At 42.3% G+C, this 13,584-nt stretch carries 10 protein-coding genes; 4 read left to right on the plus strand and 6 right to left on the minus strand.

Annotated elements, in window-relative coordinates; all coding sequences use genetic code 11:
- Positions 1-27 precede the first annotated feature (27 nt).
- From FGG15_RS13115 to FGG15_RS13125, 3 genes are all read right to left on the minus strand, one after another.
- The gene (locus FGG15_RS13115; RefSeq protein ID WP_138836947.1) at positions 28-894 is read right to left on the minus strand and encodes an MBL fold metallo-hydrolase; all 867 of its coding nucleotides are present in this window, start codon (positions 892-894) and stop codon (positions 28-30) included.
- An 87-nt stretch (positions 895-981) separates the two neighbouring features.
- On the minus strand, positions 982-3,171 hold the full coding sequence (locus tag FGG15_RS13120) for a SulP family inorganic anion transporter (RefSeq protein WP_138836949.1): 2,190 nt from the start codon (positions 3,169-3,171) through the stop codon (positions 982-984).
- A 29-nt stretch (positions 3,172-3,200) separates the two neighbouring features.
- Positions 3,201-4,055 carry a universal stress protein gene (locus FGG15_RS13125; RefSeq protein WP_138836951.1) on the minus strand — a complete coding sequence of 285 codons (855 nt, stop codon included), beginning with the start codon at positions 4,053-4,055 and terminating at the stop codon, positions 3,201-3,203.
- Positions 4,056-4,171: 116 nt separating this feature from the next.
- Between FGG15_RS13125 and FGG15_RS13130 the strand changes: the two genes are divergently transcribed.
- Positions 4,172-5,998 (plus strand): cation:proton antiporter, encoded by a 1,827-nt coding sequence (locus FGG15_RS13130; protein WP_138836953.1) that lies wholly within the window; start codon positions 4,172-4,174, stop codon positions 5,996-5,998.
- Between the two features lie 155 nt (positions 5,999-6,153).
- On the plus strand, positions 6,154-6,474 hold the full coding sequence (locus FGG15_RS13135) for a hypothetical protein (RefSeq protein ID WP_138836955.1): 321 nt from the start codon (positions 6,154-6,156) through the stop codon (positions 6,472-6,474).
- 6 nt (positions 6,475-6,480) lie between these two features.
- Here FGG15_RS13135 and lepA read toward each other — a convergent pair whose 3' ends face one another.
- Entirely contained in the window at positions 6,481-8,277 is a 1,797-nt protein-coding gene (gene lepA, locus FGG15_RS13140) for a translation elongation factor 4 (RefSeq protein WP_138836957.1), read from the minus strand.
- Positions 8,278-8,431: 154 nt separating this feature from the next.
- Between lepA and FGG15_RS13145 the strand changes: the two genes are divergently transcribed.
- Positions 8,432-10,849, plus strand: coding sequence for an outer membrane beta-barrel family protein (locus FGG15_RS13145; RefSeq protein ID WP_138836960.1), 2,418 nt, complete (start codon positions 8,432-8,434; stop codon positions 10,847-10,849).
- Positions 10,850-10,900: 51 nt separating this feature from the next.
- Entirely contained in the window at positions 10,901-11,893 is a 993-nt protein-coding gene (gene dusB / locus FGG15_RS13150; protein ID WP_138836962.1) for a tRNA dihydrouridine synthase DusB, read from the plus strand.
- Here dusB and FGG15_RS13155 read toward each other — a convergent pair.
- Positions 11,890-13,098: an FtsX-like permease family protein gene (locus FGG15_RS13155; RefSeq protein ID WP_138836964.1), complete on the minus strand. Its 1,209-nt coding sequence runs from the start codon at positions 13,096-13,098 to the stop codon at positions 11,890-11,892. The two genes, dusB and FGG15_RS13155, sit on opposite strands and share 4 nt — an antisense overlap.
- A gap of 2 nt (positions 13,099-13,100) precedes the next feature.
- Complete coding sequence (rbfA, locus tag FGG15_RS13160) at positions 13,101-13,493, minus strand: 30S ribosome-binding factor RbfA (RefSeq protein ID WP_138836966.1); 393 nt, start codon at positions 13,491-13,493, stop codon at positions 13,101-13,103.
- Positions 13,494-13,584 lie beyond the last annotated feature (91 nt).

Raw genomic sequence — 13,584 nt, forward strand, 5'->3', positions numbered from 1 at the left:
AGATGATTTTAATTGAAATGTAAAACTTTATTGTGAATTGAATACTTCATAAAAGGAAAACAATTGATTCAGGCGCACGCCTTTTTCAGTTTTTTTGAGGGTGCACAATTGGTTGTGTGCATCGTGCTCAAAAAAGAGGAGGTAATTGTTTTCGGCAACCGTATTCAAAAAATTAGCCTTTTCTTTTAAGGTTAGTAAGGGTCTGGTATCATAACCCATAACGTAAGGTAAGGGAATATGCCCAACTGTTGGAATCAAATCTGCAACAAAAACCAAGGTTTTGCCCTTGTAGGTAACATGGGGCAACATTTGTTTTTCCGTATGTCCATCTGCAAAAAGAATGCCGAACCCCAATTCTGAGCTCTCTTGAAATACGCCTTCTTTTCGATTTACAAAATGAAGTTGCCCACTTTCTTCCATGGGCAAAAGGTTTTCTTTTAGAAAAGAGGCTTTTTCCCGTGCATTTGGATGGGTTGCCCATTCCCAATGATCTTTATTGGACCAAAATCGTGCATTTTTAAAAGCGGGTTCATATCCTGTTCTATCCTTGTTCCATTGGATACTTCCCCCACAATGGTCAAAATGGAGATGGGTCAAAAAAACATCTGAGATATCATCCCTGTGAAATCCCAATGCTTCCAAAGAGGCATCCAAACTGTGGTTTCCCCAACGATAGTAGTAGCTGAAAAATTTTTCTGATTGCTTGTTCCCCAGGCCATTGTCAACCAAAATTAGCCTGTCGCCATCTTCAATGAGTAGACAGCGCGCGGCCAAATCGATCATATTGTTGTTATCTGCCGGGTTGGTTCTGTTCCAAATGGATTTGGGAACCACTCCAAACATGGCACCACCATCCAATTTAAAATTTCCGGTCTCAACGGGATAAACAGTCATTCAGAAAAGCAAATGGCGTGCAAAATAAGAAAAGCAGACCTTAAATGATTAAAAAACATAGGTTTATTGGCCCTATTTTAACAAAAATCAAACAGGCACGGATTGCCTCAAAAATTTGGTGAGCTGCTGTCCAAAATAGATCATGGCCTTGGTTTCCTGAACACTCAGCAATCGTTCTTTTTTTAGAATCAATAAGGAGCGCCCGTTGGATTCCACATGATAATACGGGTTGCTTTCCAAAAAAAGAATAAGCTCATGGTGGAACAAATGTTGAATCTCCCCGGTTTTCTCTCCACTCAGGAAAAAGCGACGGTTAAAATCAGGATGGTTTTCTATGGAAATGTCCTGAAAACCTGCCAGTTTGTATATCCGCTCCAAAAGCCCCTCTTTGTCCAAGGTAAATACCGGAGTTTCTTCAGGAAGTGTTATATGCATCATGGTTGATTTAATCACTTCCTTGGCCACAAACGCCCCCTCCGTAAATTCCACATCAAAAACAGAACAATTTCCAGTTTGCTCTGAAAGATGGTTATATAAATAGCTTATCTCACGTGTTCTAAAAAAGACAAAGTCGTTGAGGAAATGGGTCTCGGTATTTTTTTTGGCATCATACGCCCAATCAAATTCTAGGGCAGTTTCTTTCAGCCGCGCCTGTCTTTTGGTAAAATACTTTTCAATGGGCTTTAGCGTTTCCAGGGGTATAATTTTACGAATGGCAAAGGGATGTTTGGAATCGGCACCGTGTTTGTCCAAGCCCACAATTTCCATGCTTCCGCCCTTTTTTGCAAAAGTGTCCATGTACGTTTCCAATCCTTCCATAACCGTATGGTCTACAAAGCCACACATAGATAGGTCTACCACCACCTGTTGGTCTTCTGGAATAGCATCCAGCTTGTTTTTGAGCTTGTAAAAATTCAGGAAACTGCAGAAATATTTAACGCTAACGTAGTAGTTCTTGTCCTCGGGCTCCTGAAACATTAGAACATTGGGTTTGAACACATTGCCTAAAAACAATACAACACTTTTGTTTATGACAATATGCAATATCAAGGTGGTTAATATACCTACGCTGATTCCAGTAATGAGGTTGGTGAACAAGGTGGTAAGCAAAGTGGTCAGGAAAATCACAATTTGCTCTTTGCCAATTTTGGCCACTTTCCTGAAAGTTTTTGGGGTCGCCAGTTTATAGCCGGTGTAGACCAAAATAGCAGCTAATGCCGCCAACGGAATCTTCTTTAACTGCTCTTGGAACAATAAGATGAACACCACCAGAAATGTGGCATGGAAGAAGTTGGCCGATCGATTGGTGGCGCCATTGTTCACGTTCACCGAGCTACGCGCAATTACGGTGACCACATTTAACCCCCCAACCAAACCACTTAAAGATGTTGCTAGGCCGAGCGCTTTTAGGTCTTTATTTACGTTGGACCTCCTACTTTGAGGGTCTAGTTTGTCCACGGCCTTTATGCTGAGCAGGGATTCGATACTAGCGATAAGTGTTATGGCAAAAACACTGATTATAAATTCTTTGTGATGCAACTTGGAAAAATCAGGAAAGGCTAAATTGGAAATCACATTTTCCGGAATGGAAATCAAGTATGAAGGGTCTAATGGAAATGGCAAATCCAACCAACCAAAGGAATAGCTAAATCCAACAGATAGAATCAGTATCCACATGGGAGCAGGAATCAGCTGGAAAAAGCGATTCCTGATTTTGGAATAAAAAACCATGATCAAGAGGCTTATGATTCCAATTCCGGCAGCAACCATCTCTTCAGTTGTTGAGTTTTGAACCAAGTCTGTAAGCCCAGCAGGTATTTGGGCCAGTAGTTTTACGATGCTGCCATGTTCGTTGTTGTGGCCAATCATGATATGAAACTGTTTGGCGAAAATTCCCCATCCAATGGCGGCCAACATGCCTTCTATGGCAGAGGCCGGAAAAAAATCGGCTAAGCGACCCATTTTTAGGAAGCCTAGGAGCAACATCAAAATCCCTGAAACCACAATGGCCGCCAAAGTAAAAAGGTAGCCTTGATATAGGTCACCAGCACCAAGAGTGGTTATGGCTCCAAGAAGTACAATAACCAGACCATTACCCGGTCCGGTTATGGTAACATTTGAGCCTCCCAGTAAGGCAACAACCGTTCCCCCGACAATGGCAGCAATGATACCTGAAATAGGCGGGGCATCACTGGCTATGGCAAGACCCAACCCAAGGGGAAGGGCAATCAAGGACACCACAAAACCCGAAAACAGGTTTTTGGGCAAGTCCTTCATAAAGTTATTTGTATTGCTGGTTTTGGGCGTCAACTGGTTTTTCTAACAATTAGTAGGTCGGTTGGTAAATCGGATAAAATATATTCAATGTCATGTGGAAAAATACGGTCAAGTAGCCCGATCTTCTTTGGGGCGTTCATCACCAAAAGATCTGCACGGATCACTTCGGCATAATGCCCGATGGAATACCCGTGCTTTCCAAAAATACTCTGGGTTTTCACCTTTAGGTTTTCTAAATGCTCACCTGGAACGGACTTCAGAATTTTTCGAACACGCGAATCTTCCCGATGCTTCAAACGCTCTTTTTGGATGGTGGCCTTTTTTAAGGATTTGTCATCAGTGATTTCAACAGCCACCTCTTTTTGTCCAATTTCCTCCACAATGGTCAATCTTTTTGCGCCTAGGGCATGTGAGACGTAACAAGCGTTTGAAATGGCCAAAGGCGTATCTTCATCTTCCAAACCATTTACCACCACATGCTGGCAGGGCACCCGTTCTTCCGAGGGTTTTATCAACAACAAAACGGAACAGCATACTTTTCTGGTGAGCTTTCTTGCAATGGAACCCACATAGAACTGATACAAGTTTTCATGTTGCATTGCTCCCAAAATCAACAAATCAATATTGGATTCTTGGCAAGTGGCCAACAAAACCTCATCCGGTTTTCCGGTTTTCCACTGGATGGAGACCTCCAATTCCTGGTGTTCCATAATGGACAGAATATCCTTGATCCGAGCTTCTTTTTTGGCCGTCTTCTCACCTACATGAAGTAAAATTAGTTTGGCTCCAAAGAAATGGGCTATCCTGGAAGTTTCCAGAATATTGGCCCTCAAAGTTGGAGAGAAAGCAAACCCGAACAAAACGGTTTTAAAAGGTGCGTTCAATGAAGCTTTTTAAGAATGGGGCTTCAATATAACACAATATGAAGAAAGAAGTACTCAATGTCAGAAGTTTGACAAAATTCTAAAAGAAAAACGTTAAATTTCAAGAAAACTAACTCATGGTAGAGCTGGCGGGCATCATAATTTTGGGGATCATTGCACAATGGGTGGCATGGCGCTTTAAACTTCCCGCAATTTTACCATTGATTTTGATTGGACTTTTGGTGGGTCCCATCGCCACTTTGTACACGGAGGATGGAGGTAAACTAATAGAGCCCATTTGGAATGGGAAAAAGGGACTTTTCCCAGGGGAGGGCCTTTACTATTTTGTGTCTTTGGCAATTAGCATCATCCTGTTTGAAGGAGGACTTACCCTTAAACGGGCCGAAATCAAGAATGTGGGTCCGGTAATCACCAAGTTGATTACTGTGGGAACTGTGGTCACTTTTTTTGGAGCTGGAGTGGCGGCTCATTACATTTTTGAACTTACTTGGCAAATTTCATTCCTGTTTTCTGCATTGATCATTGTAACAGGGCCAACGGTAATAACACCAATTCTAAGAAACATCCCATTAAAAAAAGATGTTTCCGCAGTGCTTAAGTGGGAAGGTATTTTAATTGACCCCATTGGGGCTTTGGTAGCCGTTTTGGTTTTTGAGTTTATTAGTGTGGGAGAGGGTCAGGCATTTACCAAAACCGCATTGATCGAGTTTGGAAAGATCTTATTGTTCGGGACTACCTTTGGATTTACATTTGCCCATGCCTTGGGGTTTGTAATCAAGAAAAACCTGGTGCCGCACTATCTTCTCAATGTGGTTTCACTTTCGGTGGTGTTGTTGGTGTATGTAGAATCAGATGTGTTTGCCCATGAATCCGGTTTACTGGCCGTGGTGGTCATGGGGATGGTCATGGGGAACATGAACTTGCCCAATTTGAAGGAGCTTCTTTATTTTAAGGAATCGCTCAGCGTTTTGTTGATTTCGATCCTATTTATTTTGTTGGCGGCCAATATTAATATTAGCGATCTCGAACTCATTTTTAATTGGAACACTGCCATTCTGTTTGCTGTGGTTGTTTTTGTGATACGGCCATTGGGGGTTTTTCTAAGTTCCATGGGGTCCGATTTAAAACTGAATGAAAAGCTTTTTATTGGCTGGGTTGGCCCCAGGGGTATAGTTGCGGCGGGAATAGCTTCGCTATTTGGCTCCAAGTTGTTGAGCAAGGGAGAACCCGGAGCTGAATACATTACGCCTTTGGTGTTCATGATAGTGCTGGGAACTGTACTATTGAATGCAACTACAGCCCGTTTTGTGGCCAAAATTGTTGGGGTTTTCTTAAAGAAGTCAGAAGGAGTGTTGATTATTGGCGCTTCCAAAGTATCCCGTCTCATAGGGAACTATCTCAAAAACAATAACCGTCATGTGGTGTTGATAGATAACAACCAGGCCAATATTGAAAAGGCCCAACGCTTAGGACTGGAAGCCATGACAGCGGATATCTTTTCGGACTCACTTACGGATAATATTGAGCTGAACGACATGGGGTTTTTGTTGGCCTTAACGGGAAATTCGGACATTAATGAATTTGCGATAGAAAAATTCCAACGGCAATTTGGCGAAAACGGAGCGTTCAGATTGGTAAACTCCGATGAGATGAACGACCCCAACAACAATCCAAAAGAGGGACTGTTCTCCCATACGGACGACTTTATCAAATTGATTGAAGTGGTTCGGAAATATCCAGCCATTCAGGAAATTGACCTGAGGGACAAGCCACATTATGATGATTTGATCGATCTTGCCAAAAAGGATAGTGAGATCATTCCGGTTTTCACAAAGGCTCCAACCGGGGTCATCGATATTATCCCGGCAAATAGCAAGGACTTTTCTCCAAATGGGGACGGCTATAAGCTGGTTTATATGGGAAAAACCATCGATATTGACTAAAATTCCAACCTAAGGATTTCTCCAAAAAGCACATTTTTAGCAAAAATCCCTTCATCCGTCAATTGAAAACGGCCATTCGTCAATTGGGAACAAGATTTAGGCCTCACTCGGAGGTACATTACCTCAGTTTATTTAATAACCTAAATCTTTTTAAAATGAAAAAGCTTCTATTATCAATTGGATTATTGTCAACTGGAGTATTTATGGCCTGCTCATTTGATGCCGAACAACAATTTAAAGACGAAGTGCTATCAAATATGGAGGATACTTCGGAAGTTACTACGACAGAATGTTTTTCCTGCACTGCAGTGAAAAAATTAGAACTAAAAATTTGCATGAATAGGGATAGCACCTATACTATATTTTATGGAGGAGTTAAAATGAAAACCATAAACACCGAAGGCTTAGAAGGCAAAACACCTAAGGAATTTGTTTCAGAGGGCTGTCAGCTCGATGAATTGGATTTCGGGGATTAAGGGAGTTTAGTCGTTTAGTTTTAGAACCGCCATAAAAGCTTGCTGTGGAATCTCCACATTCCCTACTTGGCGCATGCGCTTTTTCCCCTTTTTCTGCTTTTCCAACAGCTTTCGCTTTCGGGAAATATCACCCCCGTAACATTTGGCGGTCACATCTTTTCGAAGCGCTTTAATGGTTTCCCTGGAAATGATTTTGGAACCAATGGCCGCTTGGATTGGAATGTCAAACTGTTGTCTTGGGATAAGCTCCTTCAATTTTTCGCACATCTTTTTACCAATATGATGGGCGTTGTCAAAGTGAACCAATGCGGATAAAGCGTCAACAGGTTGTGCGTTTAATAAAATATCCACCCGGACCAATTTGGAGGTTCGCATTCCAATTGGGGTATAATCGAAAGAAGCATACCCTTTTGAAACGGTTTTCAACCGGTCGTAAAAATCAAAAACGATTTCGGCCAGGGGCATATCAAAAGTAAGCTCAACACGTTCCGTGGTCAAATAGGTTTGATTGGTGATTTGACCCCGCTTTTCGATACACAGAGACATGACGTTACCCACAAAATCGGCCTTGGTAATAATGGTAGCCTTTATATACGGTTCTTCCACACGATCTACGGTAGAAGGATCTGGCAAATCCGAAGGATTGTTAACTATGATTGCTGTTTCCCTGTCCTTAGTAGCGAATGCGTGATAGCTAACATTGGGAACTGTGGTAATCACGGTCATGTTGAACTCCCGCTCCAATCGCTCCTGGATGATTTCCATATGCAACATTCCCAAAAATCCACATCTAAAGCCGAAACCAAGCGCGGCACTGCTTTCTGGTGTAAACACCAAAGACGCATCGTTCAGCTGTAATTTTTCCATGGAGGAACGTAGTTCCTCAAAATCTTCGGTATCCACAGGATAAATTCCAGCGAAAACCATAGGCTTAACGTCTTCAAAACCTTCAATGGCATTTTGGGTGGGTTTGTTGGCATCAGTTATGGTGTCCCCAACCTTGACCTCCCTTGCATCCTTGATTCCAGTAATGAGGTAACCCACATCCCCGGAGGAAATAATGGGCTTGGGAACCTGATTTAATTTTAAGGTACCAATTTCATCAGCGAAATAGTCCTTATTGGTGGCCACGAACTTGATTTTCTGGCCTTTCCTAATTTCTCCATTGATGACCCTGAAATACGTTTCCACGCCTCTAAACGGATTGTAAACAGAATCAAACACCAAGGCCTGAAGGGATTCATTTGGGTTTCCTTTGGGAGCGGGAACCCGCTCTATGATGGCTGTGAGAATATTTTCTATTCCAATACCCGTTTTTGCACTGGCAGGAATGACTTCTTCTGGAGTACAACCTAAGAGATCAACAATATCGTCTGTGACTTCTTCTGGATTGGCACTGGGGAGATCCACTTTGTTCAGCACGGGAATGATCTCCAAATCGTTCTCCAGAGCCAAGTATAAGTTTGAAATGGTTTGAGCTTGAATGCTTTGAGCGGCATCCACCACCAAAAGGGCGCCTTCACAGGCAGCGATGGAACGGGAAACCTCATACGAGAAATCCACGTGCCCGGGGGTGTCTATAAGGTTGAGCACATAAGTTTCTCCCTCGTGGACGTATTCCATTTGAATAGCATGGCTTTTGATTGTGATACCACGCTCCCGCTCCAAATCCATATTGTCCAATAATTGATCTTGCTTTTCCCGATCGGTAACAGAACCTGTAAAGTCCAACAACCGATCTGCCAAGGTACTTTTGCCATGGTCTATATGCGCAATGATGCAAAAATTTCTAATCTTCTCCATATTCGTATGAGCCCCCAGAATCTGGGGCGTTTAAGCATCTGCAAATATAGCTCTTTTAGCTGCCTAGCTCACTGTTTTTTGCAAATATGACTACGGATGGACTTCTACGGCTCTAAATTATTTTCTTAGATTTGATATCCAACCCCAAGACTAAATGAGACACCTTGCCTTTATTTTTTTATTGGCGTTTTTCACCTGCATGGGCTTGCATGCACAGACTTACCAGATTACCGGAAAGGTTGTAGATCAGCATAATAATTTAATTCCATATGCCAACATCCTCTTGTTACAAGCTGTTGATTCCACCTTTGTTATGGGAACTTCAGCGGATGAGGTTGGTTACTTTTCTTTGGAGGAAGTTGAAGCAGACCTTTATTTGCTACAGGCCAGCTATGTGGGAAGGGGATCCGAGCCCAGGGCATTGGATATTGCCGGCAATGTGTCATTGGGAGCATTGATCATACCGTTGGAAGCAAACAATCTGGATGAGGTAGTGGTGACCGCAAAGCGACCAACACTGCAAAGATTGCCAGACAGACTGGTCTTTTCTGTAGAAAACACCATCGTTTCACAAGGAAGTTCTTGGGACATTTTAAGAAGCACTCCCGGAGTCATTGTAAACCAGGAAGACTTACAGATAAAGGGGCAAAGTGCCACCGTTTATCTGAATGACCGTAAAGTGCAGCTCTCTGGACAAGAAGTAAAGGAACTGCTGGAAGGCTTTTCAGGGAATAATATTAAATCCGTGGAAGTAATTGCCAACCCGCCGGCGCGCTATGACGCAGAGAGCGGACCTATATTGAATATTGTTACCTCCAAAAACATTACACCAGGATATAAAGGAAGTATCAACGGGAGCTATACCCAGGCCTCATTCCCAAAATTTGCCGCTGGGATGAGCCACTATTTTAAGACGGACAAACTAAACTTGTTTGCCAACTATTCCATAAATCCGAAAAAAGAACTGCGCAAAACAAGAAAGGGAACAAATTATATGGATGACAGCAATTCGATTTTTTCGAGATGGTCTACTTTATATAATGAAACACTGTCTTCCCAAGCACAGAATGCCAGTTTGATACTAGATTATGATTTTGATGAAAGAAACAGCCTTAACCTCACTTCCAATTTGGCCTTTAATTTTGGACAGGAACGGGAAATTGACTTGAATGCGGAAATTAGGGATGGACAGCAGCAGTTGGACTCCACCTTTGTGACCAGGAACATTGCCAATTTGGACAATTCCAACTTGGCCTTTGACCTTTCATACGTGCATAAATTGAAGAAACCTGGTGCCAGCCTCACTTTTAATGGGCATTTTACCAACTATAACGGGGAGTCGTTTCAAAATTTGAACTCTAATTATTTTGACAGCAATGCGCTGTTCATACGAAACTTTGGCTTTGACACGGATTCTAAACAGGATATACAAATTTTCACGGGACAGGCAGATTTCTCAACGCCGTTGGGGACCAGCTCATTTGAAACCGGGCTTAAGATGTCATCCATTACTTCTGAAAGCACTGTGGACTTTCAGAATTTTATAGGCTCGGACAATACCGTAAGCCCATCGTTATCTGATGTGTTTTCCTATGATGAGAAGGTTTATGCAGGATATTTGAGCTGGGTTAAAAGCTGGGATAAATGGTCCATGAAATTGGGTGTTAGAGGAGAACTTACAGAAGCCAATGGCACATCACAAACCCTAAATGAGACCAATACCGTGGATTTTTTTGAGCCCTTTCCTTCCGTTTATGTTCTGTACTCTCCATCAGACAAGCATAGCTTTGCCTTTGATTATGGAAGAAATGTGGACAGGCCCAAATACAATGATTTAAACCCCTTTCGGGTTTTTTTCAACGAAAGTGATTTTGAGGAGGGGAATCCCGGGTTAAAACCAAGTTTTAGCAACAATTTCAATTTTAATTACACCCTTAATAGCGAGTTCTTCGTTGACATCTACTATCGAGACAATGGCCGCAACATTGGATACTTGGTGTTTCAGGACAATGATGATCAAACTTTGGTAGAGCTCAAACAGAACATGTTGGCCAGCAAATCCTATGGTTTGGATTTTACGGTGAGCAAAAATATAGCTCCATTTTGGTTTATGTACGCCTTCACCTCTTTCTTTCATGAAGAGGAAACATTTCTTGCGGTGGAAAGCAACAATCAGGAATACACCAACGAAGTGGATGGGATATATGGCTATTTGGCAAATTATTTGACCCTTTCCAAAGATGGGACCTTTACAGGAGAGGTCACCATGACCTACATATCCCAATTTTTGTTTGGATCATACATTTCCGATGAGCAGTTGAACCTTACGCTGGGACTACGTAAATCTCTATGGAACAATCGAGCAAGTATATCTGTTGCCGCAGAGGATCTGCTGGAGCGATATCTTACTACGTACACCTCAAGATACCTTAATCAGGACAATTTCTACAGACGCAGACCAGAGGCCCAGTTTATCCGATTTGGATTCACGTATAATTTCGGAAACTTCAAGCTACAGGATAACGAGCGGGCCATCGAGAAAAAAGAGCGTGATCGATTGGAAGACGAATAACCTACTGATTTTCCGGTATTTTGTATTTTTGCAATCCTAAAAAAGAAGGATTTGCCAAAGATTGGAAACATAGAACTCCCTGATTTCCCATTACTACTTGCTCCTATGGAGGATGTAAGTGACCCCCCCTTTAGAGCCCTGTGCAAAGAACAGGGTGCAGATGTGGTCTACACGGAGTTCATTTCTTCCGAAGGTCTTATCAGGGATGCGGCCAAAAGCGTGATCAAGCTGGATATTTATGAAAAGGAACGCCCGGTTGGAATCCAGATATTTGGCGCTGAACTGGATTCCATGTTGCAGGCGGTGGATATTGTTGAAAAATCCAATCCAGATATTATCGACATTAATTTTGGATGTCCTGTGAAAAAGGTGGTTTCCAAAAATGCTGGTGCCGGAATCCTCAGAGATATTCCTTTGATGGTGAAACTCACGGAGGAAATGGTAAAACGTACCCATTTGCCAGTTACGGTAAAAACCCGATTAGGATGGGATTCGGACTCCATTAAAATCGTAGAAGTTGCAGAACGATTACAAGATGTAGGAATTGAGGCTATCGCCATTCATGGCAGAACACGGGTACAGATGTACAAAGGGGAGGCAAACTGGAAACCTATTGCTGAGGTAAAGAACAATCAGAGAATGCATATCCCTGTATTTGGAAATGGGGATGTGGACACTCCGGAAGCGGCTATGAGAATGAGAGATGAATATGGCCTTGACGGAGCTATGATAGGTAGGGCAAGTATTGGCAATCCGTGGTTTTTTAAGGAGGTGAAACACTACTTTAAGATGGGAACCCATTTAGCGCCACCTACCATGGAAGAACGTGTGGAAGCTGCCCGGAGACACCTTCAAATGGCCATTGACTGGAAAGGCGAGAAATTGGGCGTTTTTGAAACCCGAAGACATTACACCAATTATTTTAAGGGAATCCCCCACTTTAAGGAATACCGTATGAAAATGGTGACCAGTGATGATTCCTCAGATGTTTTTGCCGCTTTCGATGAGGTTTTAGAAAAATTCGGGGATTTTCAGTTTGTTTAGGAGGCAATCAACCGTTTGCTAATCCTACTACTGGCTATTTTGGAAGAAATAAACCCAAGCACTACTATGGTGCCAAGCACTACCACAACATTCATCAAATTATATTCTACAGGATAGGCCAGGGAAGGAGTAATTTTTAGCCAACCGAAAGCGAGTTGTGACCCTATCAAAAGTGACCCTATTAACACTCCAATAAACCCACCTAATGTAGTAACAAGAAGACCTTGGGTAAAATAAATAGAGCGTAGCTCTTTAATGGTGGCCCCAAGACTAAATAGGGTTTTGGAGTTTTGCTGCTTGTCCAAGATCATCATTATGATGGCCCCAACCACATTGAACAAAGCGATAATCAAAACAAGTGTAAATATCAAATAAGTTGCAAGATTTTCGGTGTTGAGCATCCGGTATAGCGTACTATTCTGCTCCTGTCGATTTAACACCAACACTTTATCGCCCATAATTGTTTTAAGTTGACTTCGCACGTCTTCCAAAGGAAGTTGACCGTCCAATTTAAAATTGATTCCGGAAATTTGTGTGCTGTCCTTTTCCAAAAAAGTCTGCACAAGGGGCAGTTGGGCAAACACATATTTTTTATCCAAATTCTCTTCAACCGCGTACACCCCGCTTACGACCAAAGGCAGTTCATTATAAGGCTTCGAGCTGAAGCTCTGCTGCGAAATGGAACCTTTTCCGGGCTTTGGCACCAAGGCAGTTAATGGAGTTTGGTAATTATCCAAAGGAACATTCAGCAAATTGTAAATTCCGATGCCCACCACTCCGTTGTATTCTGTAATTCCCCAATTGCCAAAATACAGCGTGCTGTCCACACCGGTTACGGATCGGTAATTTCCATCTATACCTTTTATATAGGCAAAGTGGCTTTTGTCCCTAAATGTGAGATAAACCCGTTCCTCCAGTTCTTTGGAATAGTTGGCCAGACCCTGAACTTGTTGCAGGCTGTTTTCTTCCCCTGGAGTAATGGAAAAGTGCTTTCCATAGGCGGGAAGTGCCTTAAGGTCCGGATCAAAAGTATTGGTAAAGGAAAGACTAAAGGTCTTTAGCCCAGCAAAGGCCGAAAGCACAATAAATAATGCTGCAGACCCGATAACAATCACCAAAAAAGTGATGAAATTGATAATGTTTACCGCATTTTGACTGCTTTTTGACCGTAAATAGCGCTTTGCGATATAAAAAGGGAAGTTCAAAATCAGGATTTCTTTCGTTTGGCCAGCAAGTCCCTGTTCTCAATTGGGTTTTCTTCTCCCTTTAATGATTTTTCAATTTGATCGATGTATTCTAAGGAATCATCATGGAAAAAATTAAGTTCTGGAACTCGGCGCAATTGATTTTTGGTTCGTTGTGCAAGTTCGTGCTTGATCAGGGGTTGGTTGGACTTGACCCCATCCAACAATTCATTGGCCTTATCATTGGGGAATATGCTGAGGTAGACTTTGGCAATAGAAAGATCTGTAGTCACATAGACCTTGGAAACCGAAATCAATGTTCCTTTTAGACCTCCATCTATTGCGGCCCGTTGAAGGATATCCGCAATATCCTTTTGAATAATTCCCGCAATTTTCTTCTGCCGCTGTGTTTCCATACTGCAAAATAACGGAATAAATGACGAACCTCATGATATCATAAGAAGACAGTGCTTAATTTTGGAAAGAAATACGCGCAAACGATTCAAA

Origin of the sequence: Flagellimonas algicola (genome assembly GCF_005937185.1) — a bacterium.
Classification (GTDB): domain Bacteria; phylum Bacteroidota; class Bacteroidia; order Flavobacteriales; family Flavobacteriaceae; genus Flagellimonas; species Flagellimonas algicola.